The 21,429-nt window shown below is 62.0% G+C and carries 26 protein-coding genes and 1 tRNA gene; 13 read left to right on the top strand and 14 right to left on the bottom strand.

All coding sequences use genetic code 11. The annotated features are described in order from the left end of the window. Positions 1-19 precede the first annotated feature (19 nt). Complete coding sequence (locus KBW81_RS07680; RefSeq protein ID WP_254248895.1) at positions 20-1,024, top strand: Fe(3+) ABC transporter substrate-binding protein; 1,005 nt, start codon at positions 20-22, stop codon at positions 1,022-1,024. A 102-nt stretch (positions 1,025-1,126) separates the two neighbouring features. On the opposite strand, the gene KBW81_RS07675 is transcribed toward KBW81_RS07680, so the two are convergent. From KBW81_RS07675 to KBW81_RS07665, 3 genes are all read right to left on the bottom strand, one after another. Further along, positions 1,127-1,825 (bottom strand): haloacid dehalogenase type II, encoded by a 699-nt coding sequence (locus tag KBW81_RS07675; protein WP_254248894.1) that lies wholly within the window; start codon positions 1,823-1,825, stop codon positions 1,127-1,129. Between the two features lie 112 nt (positions 1,826-1,937). Then, on the bottom strand, positions 1,938-3,749 hold the full coding sequence (locus KBW81_RS07670; RefSeq protein ID WP_254248893.1) for an ABC-F family ATP-binding cassette domain-containing protein: 1,812 nt from the start codon (positions 3,747-3,749) through the stop codon (positions 1,938-1,940). Positions 3,750-3,897: 148 nt separating this feature from the next. Further along, entirely contained in the window at positions 3,898-4,635 is a 738-nt protein-coding gene (locus KBW81_RS07665; protein ID WP_090185364.1) for an RNA methyltransferase, read from the bottom strand. Positions 4,636-4,791: 156 nt separating this feature from the next. Here KBW81_RS07665 and KBW81_RS07660 point away from each other — a divergent pair, with 156 nt between their 5' ends. Then, on the top strand, positions 4,792-5,415 hold the full coding sequence (locus KBW81_RS07660) for a thiamine phosphate synthase (RefSeq protein WP_254248892.1): 624 nt from the start codon (positions 4,792-4,794) through the stop codon (positions 5,413-5,415). 6 nt (positions 5,416-5,421) lie between these two features. On the opposite strand, the gene olsA is transcribed toward KBW81_RS07660, so the two are convergent. The 3 genes from olsA to KBW81_RS07645 form a co-directional block, all read right to left on the bottom strand. After that, positions 5,422-6,216 (bottom strand): lyso-ornithine lipid O-acyltransferase, encoded by a 795-nt coding sequence (gene olsA, locus KBW81_RS07655; protein ID WP_254248891.1) that lies wholly within the window; start codon positions 6,214-6,216, stop codon positions 5,422-5,424. Beyond that, complete coding sequence (locus KBW81_RS07650; RefSeq protein WP_254248890.1) at positions 6,213-6,977, bottom strand: GNAT family N-acetyltransferase; 765 nt, start codon at positions 6,975-6,977, stop codon at positions 6,213-6,215. Before KBW81_RS07650 ends, olsA begins: the two co-directional genes overlap by 4 nt. Positions 6,978-7,118: 141 nt before the next feature. Continuing rightward, positions 7,119-7,304: a DUF3553 domain-containing protein gene (locus KBW81_RS07645; RefSeq protein ID WP_090185168.1), complete on the bottom strand. Its 186-nt coding sequence runs from the start codon at positions 7,302-7,304 to the stop codon at positions 7,119-7,121. 33 nt (positions 7,305-7,337) lie between these two features. Here KBW81_RS07645 and KBW81_RS18745 point away from each other — a divergent pair, with 33 nt between their 5' ends. After that, positions 7,338-7,469: a hypothetical protein gene (locus KBW81_RS18745; protein WP_302059353.1), complete on the top strand. Its 132-nt coding sequence runs from the start codon at positions 7,338-7,340 to the stop codon at positions 7,467-7,469. Next, the gene (locus tag KBW81_RS07640; protein WP_254248889.1) at positions 7,460-7,936 is read left to right on the top strand and encodes a histidine phosphotransferase family protein; all 477 of its coding nucleotides are present in this window, start codon (positions 7,460-7,462) and stop codon (positions 7,934-7,936) included. The genes KBW81_RS18745 and KBW81_RS07640 overlap by 10 nt, the downstream gene beginning before the upstream one ends. Here KBW81_RS07640 and KBW81_RS07635 read toward each other — a convergent pair. From KBW81_RS07635 to KBW81_RS07605, 7 genes are all read right to left on the bottom strand, one after another. Beyond that, complete coding sequence (locus tag KBW81_RS07635; protein WP_254248888.1) at positions 7,933-9,177, bottom strand: glutamate-5-semialdehyde dehydrogenase; 1,245 nt, start codon at positions 9,175-9,177, stop codon at positions 7,933-7,935. The two genes, KBW81_RS07640 and KBW81_RS07635, sit on opposite strands and share 4 nt — an antisense overlap. Beyond that, complete coding sequence (gene proB, locus KBW81_RS07630; protein ID WP_254248887.1) at positions 9,177-10,298, bottom strand: glutamate 5-kinase; 1,122 nt, start codon at positions 10,296-10,298, stop codon at positions 9,177-9,179. The genes KBW81_RS07635 and proB overlap by 1 nt, the downstream gene beginning before the upstream one ends. Then, positions 10,286-11,332, bottom strand: a complete 1,047-nt coding sequence (gene obgE, locus KBW81_RS07625; protein ID WP_090185157.1) for a GTPase ObgE — start codon at positions 11,330-11,332, stop codon at positions 10,286-10,288. Before obgE ends, proB begins: the two co-directional genes overlap by 13 nt. A gap of 20 nt (positions 11,333-11,352) precedes the next feature. Beyond that, positions 11,353-11,916, bottom strand: a complete 564-nt coding sequence (locus KBW81_RS07620) for a GNAT family N-acetyltransferase (RefSeq protein ID WP_254248886.1) — start codon at positions 11,914-11,916, stop codon at positions 11,353-11,355. Continuing rightward, entirely contained in the window at positions 11,886-12,428 is a 543-nt protein-coding gene (locus KBW81_RS07615; RefSeq protein WP_090185150.1) for a GNAT family N-acetyltransferase, read from the bottom strand. Before KBW81_RS07615 ends, KBW81_RS07620 begins: the two co-directional genes overlap by 31 nt. A gap of 112 nt (positions 12,429-12,540) precedes the next feature. Further along, positions 12,541-12,810, bottom strand: a complete 270-nt coding sequence (gene rpmA, locus KBW81_RS07610) for a 50S ribosomal protein L27 (RefSeq protein ID WP_090185148.1) — start codon at positions 12,808-12,810, stop codon at positions 12,541-12,543. A gap of 12 nt (positions 12,811-12,822) precedes the next feature. After that, a complete protein-coding gene (locus tag KBW81_RS07605) occupies positions 12,823-13,503 on the bottom strand; it encodes a 50S ribosomal protein L21 (protein WP_090185145.1) in 681 nt (226 codons plus the stop codon). 184 nt (positions 13,504-13,687) lie between these two features. On the opposite strand from KBW81_RS07605, the gene KBW81_RS07600 reads away from it, so the two are divergent. Beyond that, positions 13,688-14,059, top strand: coding sequence for a hypothetical protein (locus KBW81_RS07600; protein ID WP_090185144.1), 372 nt, complete (start codon positions 13,688-13,690; stop codon positions 14,057-14,059). On the opposite strand, the gene KBW81_RS07595 is transcribed toward KBW81_RS07600, so the two are convergent. Then, a complete protein-coding gene (locus KBW81_RS07595; RefSeq protein WP_254248885.1) occupies positions 14,056-14,898 on the bottom strand; it encodes a DUF2059 domain-containing protein in 843 nt (280 codons plus the stop codon). The two genes, KBW81_RS07600 and KBW81_RS07595, sit on opposite strands and share 4 nt — an antisense overlap. A gap of 190 nt (positions 14,899-15,088) precedes the next feature. Between KBW81_RS07595 and KBW81_RS07590 the strand changes: the two genes are divergently transcribed. From KBW81_RS07590 to KBW81_RS07555, 8 genes are all read left to right on the top strand, one after another. After that, positions 15,089-15,178, top strand: a tRNA-Ser gene (locus KBW81_RS07590). A gap of 256 nt (positions 15,179-15,434) precedes the next feature. Further along, complete coding sequence (locus KBW81_RS07585) at positions 15,435-15,827, top strand: thiol-disulfide oxidoreductase DCC family protein (protein WP_254248884.1); 393 nt, start codon at positions 15,435-15,437, stop codon at positions 15,825-15,827. Positions 15,828-15,841: 14 nt separating this feature from the next. Further along, a complete protein-coding gene (locus tag KBW81_RS07580) occupies positions 15,842-17,173 on the top strand; it encodes an ABC1 kinase family protein (protein WP_254248883.1) in 1,332 nt (443 codons plus the stop codon). A gap of 57 nt (positions 17,174-17,230) precedes the next feature. Then, on the top strand, positions 17,231-18,448 hold the full coding sequence (locus tag KBW81_RS07575; protein ID WP_254249017.1) for an FAD-binding domain-containing protein: 1,218 nt from the start codon (positions 17,231-17,233) through the stop codon (positions 18,446-18,448). Further along, entirely contained in the window at positions 18,445-19,377 is a 933-nt protein-coding gene (locus KBW81_RS07570) for an NAD(P)/FAD-dependent oxidoreductase (protein ID WP_254248882.1), read from the top strand. The genes KBW81_RS07575 and KBW81_RS07570 overlap by 4 nt, the downstream gene beginning before the upstream one ends. A gap of 2 nt (positions 19,378-19,379) precedes the next feature. Next, positions 19,380-20,201 (top strand): methyltransferase family protein, encoded by an 822-nt coding sequence (locus KBW81_RS07565; RefSeq protein WP_254248881.1) that lies wholly within the window; start codon positions 19,380-19,382, stop codon positions 20,199-20,201. After that, positions 20,191-20,904, top strand: coding sequence for a bifunctional 2-polyprenyl-6-hydroxyphenol methylase/3-demethylubiquinol 3-O-methyltransferase UbiG (ubiG, locus tag KBW81_RS07560; RefSeq protein WP_254248880.1), 714 nt, complete (start codon positions 20,191-20,193; stop codon positions 20,902-20,904). The genes KBW81_RS07565 and ubiG overlap by 11 nt, the downstream gene beginning before the upstream one ends. Further along, positions 20,901-21,374 carry a DUF427 domain-containing protein gene (locus tag KBW81_RS07555; RefSeq protein WP_254248879.1) on the top strand — a complete coding sequence of 158 codons (474 nt, stop codon included), beginning with the start codon at positions 20,901-20,903 and terminating at the stop codon, positions 21,372-21,374. The genes ubiG and KBW81_RS07555 overlap by 4 nt, the downstream gene beginning before the upstream one ends. The last annotated feature ends 55 nt before the right edge of the window (positions 21,375-21,429 follow it).

Below are 21,429 nucleotides of genomic sequence, written 5' to 3'. Positions count from 1 at the left end.
ACTGAAATTGGAGAGCACGATGACCCTTCGCACCATCCTTCTGGCCACTGCTGCCAGCGCCTGCGCCCTGCCCGCCCTGGCTGACGTCAACATCTATACCACGCGCCAGCCAGAGCTGATCCAGCCGGTGATGGACGCCTTTACCGCTGACACCGGCATTGCGGTGAACCTCGCGTTTGTGAACGATGCGTTGATTGAACGGCTGAAGGCCGAAGGCGCGCGCAGCCCTGCCGATCTGGTGATGACTGTCGATATCGCCAATATGCAGCGCGTTGTGGACTCTGGCACCGTGCAACCGGTCGAAAGCGAGATCCTAAACGCCGCCATCCCCGCCAACCTGCGCGCCGCCGACAACACGTGGTTCGCCCTGACCACCCGCGCCCGCATCGTTTATGCCAGCAAAGACCGCGTCGCGGACGGCGAGATCACGACCTACGAAGACCTTGCCGACCCCAAGTGGAAGGGCCGTCTTTGCACCCGTTCTGGCCTGCACGACTATAACCTTGCGCTGCTGTCCGCCTATATCGCCCACCACGGCGAGGCTGAGGCCAAGGTCTGGGCGCAGGGTCTGAAGGACAATCTGGCGAAAAAGCCCGAAGGCAATGATCGCTCTCAGGTGAAATCGATCTGGGCCGGTGAATGCGATATCTCGCTCGGTAATACTTATTACATGGGGCAAATGCTGGCCGATCCAGAGCAGATCCCTTGGGCGGAAAGCGTCAGCATCCGCTTTCCGACGTTTGCGGACGGCGGCACGCATGTGAACATCTCTGGCATCGCGATGACGAAAAGCGCGCCAAACAAAGCCGAAGCGCAGCAGTTGATGGAGTTTCTGGTGTCCGCCGAGGCGCAGGAAATCTATGCCGACGTGAACAACGAATACCCCGTGCTGGACGGCGCGCCGCTGTCCGATCTGGTGGCCAGCTGGGGCACCTACGACGTCGATGACATCGACCTGACCGAAGTGGCTGGCCACCGTGCCGCCGCACTGCGGATCATGGAAGAAGTGAACTTCGACGGGTAATAAGTAGCCGTCTTGGGGGATCGGCCGGCTACGCCAGCCGATCCGCGGGGGCGCTGCCCCCACACCCCCGAGGTATTTTTAACCAGAAGAAAGCGGACCCGGTTAAGTCGCTTGGTGCGCTGCGATGATTTGATCGGCAAGCGCGTCAAGGCTTTGCGCGATGAAATCGGGTTGCGGCATGTCTGGCACATCAAGCGTGCTGTTGTGCGGGCGCGCGATAAAGGCACCGCTGCAGCCAAACGCTTGCGCGCCGATGATATCCCACAGATGGCAGGCCACCATGCACATGTGTTGCGGCTCCACCCCGTAGGCCTGCGCGACCATGTCATAGGTCTTGGGGTGCGGCTTGTAGACGTTGAGGTCGGCAATGCTGAAATTGCGGTCAAAGAAGTGGTTGATCCCCGCTTTTTCCAGCGGTGTTGGCGACGGCGATGGCGCTGAGTTCGTCAGCGTCACCAGCGTAAACCCGGCGCTTTGCAGTTTTGTCAGCGCAGGGGCCACGTCGGCATAGGCGGGCATGGCGGTGATCAGCGACTTAAGCTCTGCGATATCGTCGTCCGTGATGGCCACGTCATGGTTCGCGCCGACCATCCGTAGCGTGCTGCCAGCAAGCGCGCCAAAGGGCGCGTAGCGGCCAGACAGGGTCAGGGCCTGCGAATATAGGATCAGTTCAGGAAACCATTCGCGCAGCACTTCAGCCTTGCCAAACAGCCGCGCGAAAAGCGGCGCAAGCGTGGTGATGTCCAGCAGCGTTTCATTGACGTCAAAGACGATCAACTTGGTGGCAGTGGGATCAGACATCTTGGCGCTCCATGCTTTGGCCCTGCGGTTTCGCTTGGATTTCAAGCGGGTGCTGGGCTTTTGCAACATGTAGGCCAAGGCCGCGCGCAGGCAAACCCTGCGCGCGCGCCATTTAGCTTGCGGCTTTTTCTTCCAGCGCCAGCCATTCGGCCTCGACCTCTGCCAGCTTGGAATGGCGGTCGGTCAGCGCGTCGGTCGCTTTTTCGAACTTGACCGGATTCTGTGTGAACAGATCAGGATCGGCCATTAGCGTTTCCAGCTTGGCAATCTCGGCCTCGAGCCGGGCAATCACGCCGGGCAGTTCTTCCAGACGGTGCTTTTCGGTGAAGGACAGGCCAGTCTTGCGCGCGACAGCCTGCGGCTGCTTGCCCGACTTCGACAACTGCTTGCCGACAGAAGACGCCGCCTTGATCCGGTCGCCGCGCTGGTTCTGATAGTCGGTCCAGCCGCCGGCATAGACTGTTGCCTGCCCGTCGCCTTCCATCGCCACAGTCGTGGTCGCGGTGCGGTCAAGAAAGTCGCGGTCGTGGCTGACCAGCAGCACGGTGCCGTCGTATTCGCCCAGCAGGTCCTGCAATAGGTCCAGCGTTTCGATGTCCAAATCGTTGGTCGGCTCGTCAAGGATCAGCAGGTTGCTGGGCTTCGCCATCAACCGCGCCAGCAGCAGACGCGCCTTTTCGCCGCCCGACAGGGCACGCACTGGGGCGCGGGCCTGCGCTTCGTCAAACAGGAATTCCTTGAGGTAGCCAACGACATGCTTGGGAATGCCGCGCACCATGATCTGGTCGGCCTTGCCGCTGACGCCCATCTCTGGATCGTTCACAAGGTTGTCCCAAAGCGTCATGTCGGGATCAAGCTGCGCACGCGTCTGATCGAACAGCGCGATTTCCAGATTGGTGCCCAGTTTGACTGTGCCCTCGTCCGGCTCAACCTGGCCCAGCAACATCTTGATCAGCGTGGTTTTTCCAACGCCGTTCGGGCCGACAAAGGCAATCCGGTCGCCGCGCTGGACGGTCAGATCAAGCCCCTGCACAATCGGCTTTTCGCCGAAAGATTTGAACAGACCAAACGCCTCGACCACCTTCTTACCAGACGTCGAGCCGCCCTCGAACGCCATCGCAGCCGCGCCTTGGCGCTGGATCTGGCCCGCACGTTCGGCGCGCAGGTCCTGCAGCGCCCGCACGCGGCCTTGGTTGCGCTTACGCCGGGCAGAGATGCCCTCGACCGCCCAACGCGCCTCGGCTTTGATCTTGCGGTTTAGCTTGTGGCGCTGCTGGTCTTCTTCTTCCCAGATCCGGTCGCGCCACGCCTCAAAGCCGTCGAAACCTTCCTCGGCGCGGCGGACCTCGCCCCGGTCGACCCACAGCGTCGCGCGCGTCAGATTGCGCAGAAACGCCCGGTCGTGGGAAATCAGAACATAACCGGCCTTGGTGGACTTCAGCTCGGCCTCTAGCCAGGCAATTGCTTCGATATCAAGGTGGTTCGTCGGCTCGTCCAGCAGCATCAGCTCTGGCGCTTCAGCCATCAGTTTCGCCAGCGCTGCGCGGCGCTTTTCGCCCCCCGATGCGGTCGCAACCAGACCTTGAGGGTTAAACTTCAGCCCCTCGGCCACCATCTCAACACGGTAGGCCTCGTCGATATCAAGGCCAGACGCGGCGTAGTCGCCAAGCGTCTCGAACCCTTCCATCGTGGGGTCCTGTTCCATGTAACCGACGCTGACCCCAGGGGCCGCGGTGCGCGCCCCCGAATCCGCCTCGATCAGGCCGGCCATGATCTTCATCAAGGTCGATTTGCCAGAGCCGTTGCGACCCACAAGGGCCACCCGGTCACCTGGCTGAACCACCATGGACAGGTTTTCAAAAATAGGATCGCCGCCAAACGTAAGCGAGATCTCGGAGAGCTGTAAAAGGGGTGCGCGTGCCATGCAGGCCTGCTACGCAAGGCCCGCGCAAAGCGCAAGCCCCTGCATCATCGTACCTTGCTTACAACGCACCCGGAAGCGGACCGCCGGCATTCATCTTGCCAAAAATACTCCCGCCGGAGGCACCTGCCCCGGCCCCAAGCTGTTCCGCTCAATCCTTATCCCGCCAGCGCACCATCTGCCGCATCATCCCGTGCATCATGCGCACGTCGTGGCTGGTCATTGGCATCCGGCTCCACAGATTACGCAGGTTCAGCTTCATGCTGTCTGCCTTGTGCTCTGGGTAAAAGAACCCCGCCTTTTCCAGCGTGTCTTCATAATGCTCGGCAAGTTTTTGCACTTCAATCGTCTCGGCCAATTCGGGCTGGCCAAAGGCTTCGCGCAATCCTGATCCTTGGCAACGCTGCCATTCATAGGCCGTCAACAACACGCATTGGCCAAGGTTCAGGGACGCAAACTGCGGGTTCACCGGGACCGAGATAATGGCATTTGCCTGCGCGACGTCGTCGTTTTCGAGCCCGGCCCGCTCTGGCCCGAACATCACCGCGACCTTTTCGCCGCGGGCGATGCGGGCGGCGGCGTCAGCCATCGCCTCTTCTGGCGTCAAAACAGGCTTGGTCAACTCACGCGGGCGCGCGGTGGTGGCATAGGTATAGTGGCAATCGGCCAGCGCATCCGCGGTGGTATCGAACAACTGCGCCTCGTCCAGCAGACGGCCCGCGCCGGACGCCATGGCGACGGCGCGTTGGTTGGGCCAGCCATCGCGCGGCGCGGTGATGCGCATCCGGTCCAGCCCGAAATTCCACATCGCGCGGGCGGCGGCGCCGATATTCTCGCCCATTTGCGGGCGGATCAGGACAAAGGCGGGTTGGGGCGTGGTGCTGGGCATGAAGCGCTCCGGAAAAGTGATCCGGGTCTGATAAGCCGCCCGCGCGGCCAAGACAAGCAAGCCGCCCCCGCGATTTCACCGCGCAGGCAACCGCGACGTAGCCAAGCCGCGCAAAGAGCGTTAGAACGCGGCAACCTTCATACCCGGATGCCTGCTATGACCGACGCTGACGACCTGCCACAACTCTACCTGATCACCCCGACAGAGCTTGATCTGGACACCTTCCCTGCCCGCCTTGCCGCCTGCCTTGATGCGCAGCAAATCGCCTGTGTGCGCCTGTCGCTGGCAACCCGGGACGAGGATAAGATCGGCCGCGCCGCCGATGCGATCCGGGCCATTACATCAGAGCGTGATGTCGCCTTGGTGATCGAGCGCCACGTGCAGATGGTCGCCCGCCACGGTCTTGACGGTGTGCACCTGCTGGACGGCGCGCGGTCACTCCGCGCTGTGCGCAAGGAACTGGGCGAAGACGCTATCGTTGGCACCTTCTGCGGCCAATCGCGCCACGACGGCATGACGGCGGGTGAATTGAACGCCGATTACGTCAGCTTTGGCCCCGTTGGGGAAACCGCCCTTGATGACGGCAGCCGCGCCACACTAGAGCTGTTCGACTGGTGGTCCAAGATGATCGAAGTCCCCGTCGTCGCAGAAGGCGCGCTGGATATCGAGCTGATCCGTGCCGTCAGCCCGCACGTCGATTTCTTCGGCATCGGGGACGAGATTTGGGGCACCGACGATCCCGCCCTGACCCTGCGCCAGATGATCGGCGCGATGTCCTAAACCGGCCTAAAGCGCGGATCTGACCTGATCGGTCAGATCCTGCGCCAGCGCCTTGCGATCCATTCCAGCCGCCAAATCACGCGGCGGATGATAGGTCACACGGACCTGCCCTTGGTTTGGCAGCGCCAGCGTCGCCAGCAGGTGCGGTGCGAAATCCATATCACCCCACCAGCCATAGGCGCGGCGGTCAGCGCCGTCCGGCGCCTTATAAGACAGCGTCACAGGCTGGACATGCATCCCCTTCGCAATCAGCGGCGCAAACAGGACCGGCTTGAACGGCAGCACCTGCGCGCCGTCGCTGGACGTGCCCTCTGGGAAGAAGACCAGCGTTTGACCAAGCTCTAACCGCGCGGTCAGCAGGGCCACGTCCCGCGCCGCCGCCTTGCGGTCGCGGGTGACAAAAACTGTGCCAGTGGCGCGGGCTAGCCAACCGATGCCGGGCCATTTCGCGACCTCTGCCTTGGACACAAAGACCACGCAGCCGCCCGCGTTCAGCACAAAGATATCCAGCCAGCTAATGTGGTTCGCCACCAGCGCGCCGCCCTGCGGCATCGGCGTGCCCTGCGTGATGCGCGGCAGGCCCATAAGCCACAGCGCGCCCCGGCACACACCCCGCGTGATATGCGGCGTCCACGGGCGGCGGGGGCCGTGAAACGCCGCCTCAAGCGGGCGCAAGGCCAGCAACACAGCGAGCCCGCCAAAGACCAGCGTGCCCATCGGCACGGCGCGGCGCAGGATGCGCAGCACGGCGCGGGGCGTCAGGGGGACATGCGCGGGCGGGTCCGCATCTTGCCAGGTCATCGCATACGCTCCGGCACGGCGCGGGCGCGTTGGGCTGTCGTCATCAGCGCAGGGTCAAGGATCATGCACACGTCCACGGTGTTAAAGGCGGTGTCCACGCAGGCCCCCTCGCCCACAACGCCGCCAAGGCGCAGGTAGGCTTTGATCAGCGGCGGAATGTCCCGCAGCGCGGCTTTGCGATCGGTTGGGTCTTGCGCGGGCATCAGCGCCGCCCCCGGCCCATGCGCCCGCGCGCGCAGATGCGCCGGGGCTAGGTGATGCTGGCGCAGATAGGCCAGCGGCGCTGATAGTGCTCCTGCGTCCGTGCCGTGGAACGACGCCACACCAAACATGATCGCATCCCCGCGATCCGCCGCGATTTGCGCCAGCGCCGCGAACAGATGCATCATCGCCGGCCCGCCCCGATACGCAGGCAGCAAGCATGATCGACCCAGCTCTAGCACAGGACGCCCGGTGGCCAGCAGCGGCGTCAGATCAAACTCTGGCGCCGCGGAAAAGCCGCCCGCCGCGGCGGCCTGCGCCGCTGACATCAGGCGATACGCCCCCACGACAGGCGCGCCGGGCTGCGCGGTATCTTCCAGCAGCAAATGATCCGCGAAAGGGTCAAAGCGGTCGGCTTCTGTCTGGGCCGCGTGGTCGATCAGACCGCCGCAGGCCCCCAGTTCGCGCACAAAAACGCTATAGCGCAGGCGCTGCGCCGCAGCGATATCCTGCGCCGAGGCGGCAAGGCGGGTGCGAAACACTGGGCTGGGTTGGGTCATCGTCCGGTCCGCAGCGCCGGGCGTGTCCCGGCCATTACAGCGGGATATAGGGGGAGCGTTAAGGATTTGGAAACCAATTCAGTCCAGTTTGCAATCACCGCGATTGACAGATGCAGCGGCCTTGTTAGCGTAAGTCAGCGATTATGCTTGGTAAATTGGAACTAGAATGACCTTAGATCCATCCATCACCACTTTGCCGGCTTCCCGAAAGTTAACGGTGATGCGCCCGTTGATGTTGGATTGCACCTGCCCCGTGCCCCAATCGGGCGCATTGGGGTTCTGCACCAGCATCCCCGGTTCCAGCATGGCATTCATATCACCTGACATCGCAACATTCCTTAACAGCGCTAGGGCCGTATCATGACCAACGATTTGGCCACCTTGATCGGCTCTCGCATTTGCCACGACCTTATCAGCCCAATTGGCGCGATCAACAACGGGGTCGAACTGATGGCGCTGACCGGGGGGCTGGCAGCGCGGAAATGGCGCTGATCCGGGATTCGGCGCAGAACGCCAGCGCCCGCATTCGGTTCTTTCGTGTCGCCTTTGGCGCGGCCCCGCCCGGCCAAGGGTTCGCGCGGCGCGAAGTCATCAGCGTGTTGTCGGACATCGCCGTTGGTGGCCGGATCAGTTATCAGTGGGAGGCGGCAGATGATGCCAGCCGCGCCGATGTGCGCCATTGTTTCCTGATTATGATGTGCTTTGAAACGGCGATGATCCATGGCGGCGATATCACGGTGCGCCGGGATGGGGGCGACTGGATCCTGACCGCGCAGGCCGAACGCCTGCGCTATGATACCGACCTTTGGGATGGGCTGAACGGCCTCCAACAGCCGGTCAAAACATCGCCTGCGCAGGTGCAATTTGCGCTGCTGCCGCAGGTCATGCTTGAAACCGGATGCCGGATGCAAATCGATCAGACTGAAACGTCGATCACAGTCAGCTTTCGATCGGCTTAAGGGCGGACGGTGCCGTTGCCGGTGACCAGATACTTAAAGCTGGTCAACTGCTCGGCCCCGACAGGACCACGTGCGTGCAGCTTGCCCGTTGCGATACCGATCTCTGCGCCCATGCCGAATTCGCCCCCATCCGCGAACTGAGTCGAGGCATTGCGCAGCAGGATTGCGGAATCGAGGTGGCGAAAGAATTTGTCTGCCACGGCGTCATCCTCGGTCAGGATCGCGTCGGTGTGGTTCGATCCATAGCGGCGAATATGGGCGATCGCATCGTCCACGCCATCGACGATCTTGGCCGCGATGATCATGTCCAGAAACTCATGCCCGAAATCGTCAGCCGTGGCGGCAATGGTGCCTTCGATCTGGGCGTCGCCATCGGCGTGCACCTCTACCCCGGCGGCCATCAGATCGCGGATCAGAACGCTGCCGTGGCTATCCCAAAAGGCGCGGTCGATCAGCAGGCATTCGGCAGAGCCGCAAATGCCCGTCCGCCGGGTTTTGGCGTTCACGACGACAGCGCGGGATTTTTCCAGATCGGCGGCGGCGTCGACATAGACGTGGCAGATACCTTCGAGGTGGGCAAAGACTGGCACGCGGGCCTCGCGTTGGACCAACCCGACCAGCCCTTTGCCGCCACGCGGTACGATAACGTCAATATAGTCAACGGCTTGCAGCATCGCCGTCACCTCGGCCCGGTCGCGGGTCGGAACCAGCTGGATCGCAGCCTCTGGCAAATCAGCGGCGCGCAGGCCCGTGACAAGCGCGGCATGGATCGCAATGGACGAATGCAGGCTTTCCGACCCGCCACGCAGAATCACGGCATTGCCGGATTTCAGGCACAGTGCGCCTGCATCGGCGGTTACATTGGGGCGGCTTTCGTAGATCACACCAATCACGCCAATCGGCGTGCGGACGCGTTCGATATGCAGACCGTTCGGGCGGTCCCAGGCGTCGATCACCGCGCCAATCGGATCGTCTTGCGCGGCCACAGCGCGCAATCCGTCACACATGCCCTGCACCCGCGCCTCGTCCAGCATCAACCGGTCCATCATCGCAGGCGACAGACCCTTTTCGCGGCCAAAATCCATATCCTTGGCGTTCGCGGCCAGAATATCAGACCGTGTCGCCCAGATCGCATCGGCGGCTGTGGTCAAAGCCAAGGCTTTGGCCTCGGGTGCCGCAGTCGCAAGGATCGTAGCGGCGGCGCGGGCAGCGCGGCCCATGGCGGTCATGGTGTCGGTCATCAGTGGCTCCTGTCTTGCAGTACCATATCGTCGCGGTGAATAAGTGCGGCGCGGCCTTTATACCCAAGGATTTCAGCAGCTTGCGCGCTACGTTGACCCTTGATTTGCGCGGCCTCATGGCTGTTGTAATTCGTCAAACCCAGCCCCAGCGGTGCGCCAGTGGTGGACACAATCGCCACGGGGTCGCCCCGATCAAAGGTGCCGGTGATATTGGCAACGCCAGCAGGCAGCAGGCTTTTGCCGTCATGCAAGGCCGCGTCGGCGCCCGCATCAACGATGAAACTGCCACGCGGCTTCATCGCAGCAATCCAGCGTTTGCGTGCGGCTTGCGGCGTGGTTTGGGCTGTGAACCAGGTGGCGCGGACGTCTTTTTCAAGCCCTGCCAGTGGGTTATGCGGAGATCCTAATGTAATGCATAGGGCGCAGCCTGCCTCTGTCGCGACGCGGGCGGCCATGACTTTGGTCTTCATCCCGCCCTTGGACAGGCCAGAGACGGCGTCGCCCGCCATCGCCATGATGTCAGGCGTGATGTGGGGCACGATGGCCAAATGCTGCGCGCTTGGGTCCGTCTGCGGGTTCGCGGTATACAGGCCGTCCACGTCAGACAGCAGCACCAACTGGTCGGCACCGACGGTCACGGCGACTTGCGCGGCCAGACGGTCGTTGTCGCCATACCGAATTTCGTCCGTGGCGATGGTGTCGTTTTCGTTCACGATGGGCACAACGCCAAGGCCAAGCAGCGTTTCCATCGTCGCGCGGCTGTTAAGGTAACGGCGGCGGTCGGTGGAATCGTCCAGCGTCACCAGCACCTGCGCGGTGACGATGCCCAGCGGATCAAGCACGTCCTGATAGGCGCGGGCCAGTTGGATTTGTCCGACAGCAGCAGCGGCTTGGCTTTGTTCCAGCGGCAGCTCCCCTGCCCCTAGACCAAGCACGCCGCGGCCCAATGCGATAGAGCCGGAGGACACGAGGATCACGTCAGTGCCACGCGCACGGATGCGGGCGACGTCTTGCGCCAAAGAGGCCAGCCAATCGGCGCGCAGGGCCCCGGTGGCGCGGTCGACCAGCAAGGCCGAGCCGATTTTGACCACCAAGCGCCGAGCGCTGGTTAGGGTTGCCATTGCTCGTCCTCGACGGGGGCTTCGGCAGCGATCCGGTCCCGCAGGCGGCCTTCGTCGATTTCGCCGCGCAGAGCACGCAGCACATCGGTAACGCCTTCGCCGCTGACGCCGGACATCAGCATCACAGGACCGCCAATGCTGGCTTCCATCTCTTCTTTCAAAAACGCGCGCTCTTCTGCGTCCAGCGCGTCGATCTTGTTCAGCACGGTGATGCGCGGCTTATCCGCCAGATCGCCGCCATATTTTTCAAGCTCTCCGACGATGGTCGCGCAGTCCTGCATCGGATCGCCAGAGGTGCCATCAATCAGGTGCAGCAACACGTTGCAGCGTTCAACGTGGCCAAGGAACATATCGCCCAGACCGCGCCCTTCGCTGGCGCCCTCGATCAAGCCGGGGATGTCAGCGACGACGAATTCGACGTTATCGACACCCACAACGCCAAGGTTCGGCACCAGCGTGGTAAAGGGATAATCCGCGATCTTGGGCCGCGCGTTCGACGTCGCCGCAAGGAAAGTGGATTTGCCAGCGTTCGGCATGCCCAGAAGGCCCGCGTCAGCGATCAGCTTCAGGCGCAGCCAGATCGTGCGCTCCACGCCCTCTTGGCCCGGGTTGGCCCGGCGCGGCGCTTGGTTTGTTGCGGATTTAAAGTGCAGGTTGCCCCAGCCGCCGTTGCCGCCGCGCGCCAGCACGATTTCCTGGCCAACTTCTGTCAGGTCGGCGATGACGGTCTCTTCGTCCTCGTCGATGATCTGGGTGCCGACGGGCAGACGCAGGATGATATCATCGCCGGATTTGCCGGTCATCTGCTGGCCCATGCCGTGCTGACCAGAGTGGGCAAAGAAGTGCTGCTGATAGCGAAAATCGATCAGCGTGTTCAGACCGTCCACGGCCACCGCGATGACAGAACCGCCATTGCCGCCGTCGCCGCCGTTCGGGCCGCCGTATTCAATAAATTTTTCGCGCCGGAAGGACACGCAGCCCGCGCCGCCGCCGCCGGATCGGATGTAGACTTTGCAAAGATCGAGGAATTTCATGGCAGGAGGCTTTCGGGCTGTTAAGCGCCGCTGTTACGCGACTTGGCGGTGTTTCTCAAGCCATCCCACGCAGGGCGCGTCAGGCGGTAATAATGCGACAGCACGGGATAGCCGCGGGCGATCGCCTGCTCGTACCGGGTGTGCCAATGGGTAAAGCCGAATGAGCAGAGCAGCTTGGCAGAGGCTGCGTTGTCGGCCCAAACGCTCGCATTGATGACAGGGCAATTGTCTTGGCGAAAGGCGCGGTCCAGCGCCGCCGCGACAACAGTTTTGCCGATCCCGCGCCGCCAGTAATCTTGGTGGATCATATAGCCCAATTCGCCGCGAGTCACCGCGACAGAACCAATAATCTTGCCCGCCACTTCAACGCCCCAAACGAATCCCTGCCCGGTGTAAGGGACACTGCGGGACGCGGTGAAGGCGGGGTTCGCGGGCCATGGCCAACCACCAAGCTGGCGCACAACAGGCCACTGGGCCGCGATGACGTGTAGATCTGCGGTGTCTGACGGCGCGAGCGGCCGCAAGGTCAGCCGCTCGGTCTGGATGATGGGCGTTAGAGCCCCGTTTTCAGCATGTAGGTCCATGTTGGCACCAGCGCGTTGCGGGCGACCGAAAACGCCTCGGCGTCGCCCAGATAATCAAAGCCGCAGTTGGTCAGCACGCGGGCAGAGCCGGGGCTATCCTGAAAGGCTTCGGCGAAATATTGGCGCGCGTCGTGCGGATTGTTGGCCAGCAAGGTGCGCACGGCTTCGGTCGCAAAGCCCACGTTCCAAAAGGCCGGTGCGACCCAATAGAAAACTTCGGACTGTGCGCGGTCCATGCGCGCGAGCGAGATCAGGCCCAGCACTTCGGCGTGGCCAGCGTTGCTGCCGTCCATGACCCAGATGTCTTCGACCCGGTTAGGCTGGGACGCACGGACAATCATCGCCTCGATCACACCGGGCGGTAGCGGGTGAGGAATGGAACGCGTGGCGCGGGCCAGCGCGCGGTCGGCGGCATACATCGAAATCAGGCCGACATCCGATGCCCGCAGTGGGCGCAAGATGAAACGGTCAGACACATAGGTTGGCTGGGCCGTAATTGGGGCTTCAATCATGGGTTTCGCTCCTCCTCAAAACCAATGAAGCACGCGTTAAAGTTGCGCGTGCAAAAACGCAAAAAGGGGGACCGGCTTGCGCCGATCCCCCTCTTGTCTTGGGTATCTCGGCTTACTCTGCGGCCTCGGCCACGGGCAGCACGGAAATGAAGGTACGACCCTTCAGACCCTTGTGGAACTGAACGTTGCCTTCGACTTTTGCAAAGATCGTGTGATCCTTGCCCATGCCGACGCCGTCGCCCGGCCACATTTTCGTGCCGCGCTGACGCATGATGATGTTGCCCGGGATGACGACTTCGCCACCGAACTTTTTCACGCCAAGACGACGACCAGCTGAGTCGCGTCCGTTACGGGATGAACCGCCTGCTTTTTTGTGTGCCATGTGTCGGTCTCCTTACTTCGAAAGTTCTTTGGCTTGCTCGATCCAGCCTTCACGCTCGATCCGGCCTTTGAAAGACAGCTTCTCGCCGAATTCTTCGACTTCTGCGTCAGACCATGCTGCGATCTGGGCGAAGGTGGTAATGCCTTCAGCGTGCAGCTTCTTCTCCAGCGCGGGGCCAACGCCCGACAGCTGCTTCAGATCGTCTGCGCCAGCTGTCGCTGCAGCGGCCTTCGGTGCGGCGGCTTTGGCAGCCTTCGCAGGCTTTTCAGCCTTCTTGGCGGACGCGGCGTAGGCAGCAGCTGCACCAGCAGCGGCCAAAGCCACAGCGCCAGTTGCGAATGCGATACCGCGGCCGGTCAGTGCAGCACGGATGCCGGACTTGTCAGCGCCAGATTCCATGATGTCGCCGATGCGCACCAAGGTCAGCTGTTGACGGTGACCCTTTTTACGCTGCGAGCCGTGCTTACGACGACGCTTGACGAAGTTGATCGTCTTTGGGCCTTTGATCTGGTCGATCACGGTGGCTTTGACGCCAGCGCCTTCAACCAGCGGCGCGCCAATGCTGTCGCCGACCATCAGAATCTCGTTGAACTGGATTTCGTCGCCAGCTTGGGCGTCCAGCTTTTCAACACGCAACACGTCGCCCGACTGGACGCGGTATTGCTTGCCACCGGTCTTGAGAACCGCAAACATATGTCTTTCCTTTTGTCTTTCGCGTCGGTCAGGTCCCCGATCAAGGGCGTTTGTGGCCGTAGCCACCCGTCAACTGCGCGCCCGTGGGCGAATTCATGTATATATCCCGACAAGGGTCTTGCCGAGATGGCGGCTTATCGGGCCAATAGGGCATCATGTCAACACCGAAGTCAGGCAAAGCACCATGTGGATAACAGCAATCATCCCTTTATTTCATCGCGGTATTCCGGCCCTTGGCTTGGCTGCGGGCCTTGGCCTGCTGGCGGCCTGCGATACCTCTGGCGGGGTGCAGAACCCGTTTACCGGCGTCACGTCAGCGCTGAATGCATCCGACACCCAGCGCGGCGCGGTCGAATTGGCGGTCAAATCCGAATTCCCGGCGATTCTGGCGCAGGTCGATGCCGGCGGCGGCCCGGCGCTGAATGCGGCCTTTGATGCCGCCGGCGTCCCGATAGAGGACCGCCCTGCCCGCACCATCCAGCTGCAACGCGACGCGGGCCTTTATGCCAGCAACCCCGGCGCGCTGGCCTCTACTTTGCTGGTGTGGGGCGGTTAAATATCCTGCCCAGCCATATATTGCGCTGACGCGCGGCCAAGTTCGGTGCTGATCGCGACGAACATTTGATCAAAAGCCGCGAACATCGCGGTGTTCAGCGCCTGCCCGGGCTTGGATTTCGAAAAGTCGATATAGGCCTGCAATTCATCGTCAGACAGCGGTTGATAGGCCATCGTCAGAAAGCCATAGACCCATTCGGTCGTATTCTGGCGGATCTGCGGCTCTTGATCGTTCACATCGGTCAGGATCTGCTGTTCCGTCAGATCGCCCTTAAAGGCGCCGCCGTCCTGCAGGCCCATGTAAAAGCCAAAGTTCGCGTTCATCGCGCCGACGACATTGGTGTCGATCAGATCGTTGGCGGCGATGAAATCGGTCACCATCTGGACGCGCGGCGTTTCGGCCTCTAGCGCGTCGCCAGCGGCCTGTTTGGCGGCGGCGTCGATGTCATCGTCTAGCAGCGCGCGCCGCGCCGAGGTTTCCAGCTTGATCACCTCTTGCCCCAGATCAGAGGTAAAGAATTCTAGCATCGGCCCGATATCCTGGCCCGCAAGCGCCTGGGTCAACGCCGCTGCCGCGCCGCCGCGCATTTGGTCGACGTCATAGATATCGCTGACGGTCTGGGTCCATTTGGCGTTCGCGCTGGTGGACAGCAGATCGGTCGCGATCTCTTCGCCGTAGGCCAGCCCCTCTTCGCGCATGATCTCTATCATCTCTGGCAGGCCAAGCGCGTCGAACAGCGCAGCGCTTTGTTCTGCATCCGCCGCTTGGGCCTGCGCTAATGTAGCAGATGCGATCAGCGCGAGCGGCGCAAGAAAGGTGGTGCGGATGGCGTGCAACATGGAACGTCCTTTGGTGAGCGGGCTTTGAGTGCCGTGCAGAGAACGGCGGAATTAAGCAATAGATACGGGCTGCCCCCCATTATTCCAAGCATGCACACGCACCGCCCACGACAAAGTCACCAAGGCCGCGATCAGGGGGTTGCGGTTTGCCCGCGCCCGTTCTAAATCACCGCCACCAAGACCCCCGCGCGGAGAGGTGACGGAGTGGTCGAACGTGGCGGTCTCGAAAACCGTTGAGCCTGCAAGGGTTCCCAGGGTTCGAATCCCTGTCTCTCCGCCACACCACCTTTATGATCGTCTTATTCGGGTCGCCTTGGGCGGCCCTTTTGCTTTGTTTACTGATGTTTGTGCGGTTTGAATGTCGTTCTGGATTTCTTTCGATTGTGCTGACGTTCGTTCCTTGCGTCGTTTGAATTGTGGCGCTGTCCGGTAAGCTTACAAGGAAACCGGTAGAAAACCTCGGCGCTGGGCGAAGGGTGGCTCGGTAAATGTGTCGCCGGTTGGACTTTACGCCGGCGAAACCTACGTAGCTGGACATGGAAAATAGCCCCCAAACATCTGTCCTTTATAATGCCAACTGCCCGGTCTGTAATTTCGAGATTAATCATTATGCCCAATATGCAGGCGCACACAGCCTGCCGATCCGGTTTGATGATCTGAACACAGATGCGCGGGACAAGTGGGGGGTGGATGCCGATACGGCGGCCCGGCGTCTTTACGTGCTGCACGATGGAACGCTGACATCTGGCATACCGGCGTTTTTGGTCCTGTGGTCGCAGATGCCACGATATCAGCGACTGGCGCGCGTCGTTAGCGTGCCCGGCATCAAGCAGACCGCGTGCGTCGTCTATGACTTCGTTCTGGCCCCGGTCATTTACCGTTGGCACCTGCGGCGTTTGCGCAAGCAGACCGCCCGCACGACCAATTAAGGCTGGAGGACCCCTTGCCGAACGATAACAACAGCGGCACCTCAGTGCCGACGGGACGCGCGGCGCGGCTGTTTCGCTTTAGCGGCATAGCGTCGGGCATTGCGGGCAACGTAGCGGCGGGCGGCCTGCGGGCGCTGGCTGGTGGCAAGCGGCCCGATTTGGCACAACTGCTGCTGACGCCTGCGAACACCTTGCGGCTGACGGACGGGCTGTCCCATTTGCGCGGCGCGGCGCTGAAACTAGGGCAGATGCTGTCAATGGATACGGGGCTGGTGCTGCCGGATGAGCTGACAGCAATCCTTGCGCGGATGCGTGACGATGCCCGCCACATGCCGCCAAAACAGCTGCAAACCGTGCTGAATACGCAATGGGGGACGGGCTGGTACAGCCGCTTTGCCCGTTTTGACGTGCGCCCCTTTGCGGCAGCCTCGATCGGGCAGGTGCACCAAGCCGTCACACATGATGGCCAGCGCCTTGCGATCAAAGTCCAATATCCCGGCGTGCGGGCTAGCATCGACAGTGATGTGGATAATGTTGCCACGCTCTTGCGCGTGCCGGGGCTTGTGCCGCGCGGCATGGATATTGCGCCCCTTTTGGCCGAAGCCAAGCGCCAGCTGCACGCCGAAGCCGACTATCTGGCCGAAGCGCGGCATCTGGCCCACTTTGGCGCGTTGCTGAACGATTCTGATGTTTTCGTGCTGCCCGCCCTGCACCCAGAGCTAAGCACACCGCAGGTGCTCGCGATGACGTATGTGGCCAGCGCCCCGCTGGACAGCCTGATCGATGCGCCACAGGTGGAGCGGGATCGGGTTGCGACGGCCCTGATCGACCTTGTGCTCCGCGAATTGTTTGTGTTCGGCGCGATGCAGACCGACCCGAACCTTGCCAATTACCGCTATGATCCCAAAACTGGCCGCATCGTGCTGTTGGATTTTGGTGCGGTGCAACCCGTCGCCCCTGAACTGGCAGCTGATTTTCGCGCGCTTGCGCGGGCGGCGTTGGATGGCAGTGCACAGGAAACGCGCAACGCCATGGCACGCATCGGCTATTTCGGTCCCGCCACCGCGCCCCACCATCAGGATCTGATCCAATCCATGTTCACAACCGCAACGGGCCCCCTGCGGCAGGACACCCCGTTCGATTTTGGCAACAGTCGTCTTTTGGAAAACCTGCGCGATATGGGCCTTGCCATCGGCAATGACCGCGAGCTTGCCCATGTGCCCCCGGCTGCCACGCTGTTTTTACACCGCAAGATCGGCGGCATGTATCTGATGGCCTCTAAATTGCAGGCGAAGATCGCCTTGCGCCCGATGATCGAGGCGTATTGCCGCAACACGGTCGCCTGACGTTGAAATTTTGGCGGCTCGCATCACCTTTCTCAGCGTAAAAAGGTGAAAAACGTGATGATAGATTGGACCGCGACCCGCACCGAGGGTGAGAAGAGAATGGCGGCCTTTACGGGACGCATGGGGCGGCGTTATGCCAATGGGCGCAACACCGATCACGGCCCCGGCGCGCACAAAGCAGTGTCGGTGCTGTCGCCTTATGTGCGGCGCAGGCTGGTGACCGAACAGGACCTGGTTGCCACGGCGCTTGCGGCCCATGGGCCCGAGGATGCAGAAAAGTTTATCCAAGAAGTGATCTGGCGCGGCTATTTCAAAGGCTGGCTAGAACGCCGGCCGCAGGTCTGGGCTAGCTACGTCACCGGACTGGAGGCCGATCTGGCCGACCTTGACCGCGACCGCCGCTTGCGCCGCGATGTGGGCCGCGCAATGGATGGCCAGACCGGGATCGAATGTTTCGACGCATGGGCAACCGAACTGGTGGACACAGGATACCTGCATAACCACACGCGTATGTGGTTTGCGTCAATCTGGATATTCACACTGGGTTTGCCGTGGCGGTTGGGCGCGGATTTCTTTTACCGGCACCTGCTGGATGGTGATGCTGCGTCCAATACGCTGGGCTGGCGTTGGGTGGCAGGCTTGCATACGCGCGGCAAACCCTATCCGGCTGACGCGCGCAACATCGCTACGTTTACCGCCGGGCGCTTTGCACCGCGCCCCAGCGATCTGGCCGACGTAATCCAAGGGTTAGAGGCAACGGAGCCAGACGGCCTGCCATCGGTATTGCCCCTGCGCGAAATCAGGCCGCCAGACCCGGGCCGTCCCACCGCGCTGTTGATCACGGACGAAGATTGCCGGGTCGAAGATTTCGGCCTTGCGGGGTATGACATCCGCACCGTCGCCACGATATCGACCAGCCATCTGCGCTCTCCTTTGCCGGTGGCAGATTTGGTGGCGCAATTTGAGGCCGATGCTTTGGCCGATGCCGCCTTGCGAATGAAAGCCAGCCCAGTCCTTCTGCACGCGGCTGACCCTGCGGTTTTGGCCAAATGGGCCGCGGACGCGGGGGCGACCCAAATCGCCACGCCCTACATCACCTGCGGCCCGCTAAAAGACTGGCTGGATGACGCCGCCCCTTACCTTGCCGCACAAGGCATTCGCTTTTGCGAATGGCGGCGTGACTGGGACAGCGCGATATGGCCTCACGCTACTGCCGGGTTCTTTAAGGTAAGACAGCAGATCCCGCGCATCCTAGAACAGGTGCTGGTCGCATGATTCCTATTGTCATCATCGGTGCCGGCATGGCGGGGCTGGCTTGTGCGCGCCGGTTGGCCGATGCGGGGCTTGCGCCCGTTGTGCTTGATAAGGGGCGAGGCATTGGCGGGCGCGTCGCCACGCGGCGTGCTGGCAGTCTGCAGTTTGACCATGGTGCGCAATACATGAACGCGCATGGCTCTGATTTCGCTGCGGTGCTGCGCAACTTGGGTGAAACGGGTGCGCTGGCCGGGTGGCAGGATGGCACAGGTCACACACATAGTGTGGGCGTACCGGGTATGTCGGCCATTCCCAAGGCGCTTGGGGCCGGGTTGGACATCCGAAAAAATTCGAAAGTCGTGCGCATTGCGCAGGACCCCGAGGGATGGGTGCTGCATCTGGACGATACCATTTTGCGCGCCGCGCGCGTGGTTGTCACCGTGCCCGCACCACAAGTTGCAGGACTTTTGGGCGCGGATCACCCTCTTGTCGCGGCACTGGCCCCCGTCAGGCTCGCGGCTTGCCTGACTCTGATGGCTGCCGTTGAGGGGCCCGCGCCCTTTATAACCCGGCAAGATGCTGATGATCCCCTCGCGTGGATAGCGCAGGATAGCGCCAAGCCGGGCCGCCCGCCGGGACTGACCGCGCTGTGGGTGGCGCAGGCAAGCGAAGCGTTCAGCCAAGCCCATCTTGAAGATACCCCCACCGCCATCGCAGCCCGGATGCTGCCTCTGCTATGCGACCGGCTGGGCGTGGCACCCAACAAAGTGACCCATGCCGCAGCCCATCGCTGGCGCTATGCCCGGGTCACGCAAGCGCTTGGCCTGCCATTCTTAAACAGCCCCGATGCAACGCTGTATCTGGGTGGCGACTGGTGCATTGGCCCACGCGTCGAGTCCGCATGGACCAGCGGTACTGCCATCGCAGATGAGATACTGGCACGGGGATGACGATGTTGACCGATCCCCGCATCGCCCGGCTGATCACGCTCATCAGTGCAGCCCTCCGCCCTGCCCCGGGTGCCGGCCGCATTGCGCTGGCGCTGTCGCTTGGCGCGCTGTGCCACACGGTCTTTGCCGCAGGCGTTCTGGCGATGATTGTCGCAATGTTCTTTGGCCTCAGCGAAAGCCTTGGCGCGGTGCCATGGCCATGGGCTGTACTCGCGAATGCAGCGCTCCTCGTGCAGTTTCCATTGGCCCACTCCATCCTGCTTACGGGATCTGGCGGGCGCTTGCTGGCGCGCCTCATCCCGGGCCCGTATGGGGCCACGCTCGTCACAACCACCTATGCCATCATCGCCTCCGCCCAGCTTTTGGCGCTGTTTGCGTTGTGGACACCATCAGGTATCGTGTGGTGGCGGGCCGACGGGGCAGCGTTCTGGGTCATGACCGCGGCATATACCGGAAGCTGGCTGATCTTATTGAAAGCGAGCTTTGACGCCGGAGCTGAGGTGCAATCGGGTGCGCTGGGCTGGATGTCACTTTTGGCGCGCATCCGGCCGGTGTTTCCCGACATGCCAACCAGCGGTTTGTTCCGCCTGATCCGCCAGCCAATCTATGTCGCCTTTGCCCTAACACTGTGGACAGTGCCAGTCTGGACGCCGGATCAGTTGGTCATGGCCATCTGCTTTACCGCCTACTGCCTGCTGGCTCCACGGTTCAAGGAACGCCGCTTTGCCGCCCGATACGGCGTGCGGTTTGACCGCTATCGCGCCGAAGTTCCCTATGCGTTGCCCCGCCTCACCCCGACCAAGGACCGACCCAATGCGCAATGATCTGACAATTTATGACAAGGTGGCAGATCGCTGGTGGTCAGATGGCATCCGCTGGGTGCGGACCCTGAAAAATCTTGTTCCAGGGCGGCTTAAATGGTTCGATCGACACATCGACTGGCAAGGCAAAGATGTACTTGACCTGGGCTGCGCCGGGGGCTTCATGGCCGAGGCGCTGGCAGAGCGCGGCGCGCATGTCACTGGAATCGATCCCGCCTCTGACGCCATCGACGCTGCCCGCGACCATGCCCGCGCGGGTAAACTGCGCATTGCCTATGACGTGGGTGTAGGAGAGGCCCTGCCTTATGATGATGCCAGTTTCGACGCCGTGGTTTGTGTCGATGTGTTGGAACATGTGGCTGACTTGCACCGCGTGCTTTCAGAAATCGCCCGCACCATGCGCCCCGGCGGGTTGTTGCTTTTCGACACCATAAACCGCAATCCGCTGGCCCGCTTTGCCAGCATCACCATCGCTGAAGACATGCTGCGCCTGCTGCCACGCGGCACCCATGACCCGGCTATGTTTATCAAACCAAAAGAACTGCGTGCCGCGTTTCAAGGCGTAGGACTTGTGCCGGGGCCGATCACAGGCCTTGGGCCGCGCGGCCTTAATCGGCGGTTAGACCTAACCTTTGGTCCCCTACCTTCGACAGCAATCCTTTATATGGGCATCGCGTGCAAACCAGCCCATCAGGCCCTGACATGACCGATATCCCGCGCGAGAACGTTCAGTCCTACCCACGGCCGCCCGCACTGGAACCCGTACCGCATCGGATCACGATCCGGTTTGGCGGTTTACTTGTGGCTGATACCACCCGCGCCTTGCGCGTGTTAGAAACCCACCACGCGCCAAGCTATTATGTGCCACCCGACGATATCCAAGCCGCGCTGCGCACGGCTGAGGGCAGCAGCTTTTGCGAATGGAAAGGTGTGGCGCGTTACTTGGATGTGATTGCCGGGGGCAAGACGTCCATGCGTGCGGCTTGGACCTATGACCGCCCGACCGCCCGCTTTGCCGCCCTTGCAGGTCATCTGGCATTTTATGCTGGGCTTATGGACGAAGCATGGGTTGGCGATCTGCGCGTCATTCCTCAGCAGGGCGATTTTTACGGCGGCTGGATCACGCCCAATCTGGATGGCCAAATTAAGGGCGCGCCGGGAACGCGGCATTGGTAGACTTGGGAACACGCGGTACATTGTCGGCGGCATCACACGGAAAAGATGAGAGGAC

Origin of the sequence: Loktanella salsilacus, from assembly GCF_024206795.1 — a bacterium.
Taxonomy (GTDB): domain Bacteria; phylum Pseudomonadota; class Alphaproteobacteria; order Rhodobacterales; family Rhodobacteraceae; genus Loktanella; species Loktanella salsilacus.
The sequence above is the reverse complement of the archived record's forward strand: the minus strand, read 5'-3'. Positions and strand labels throughout refer to the sequence as shown.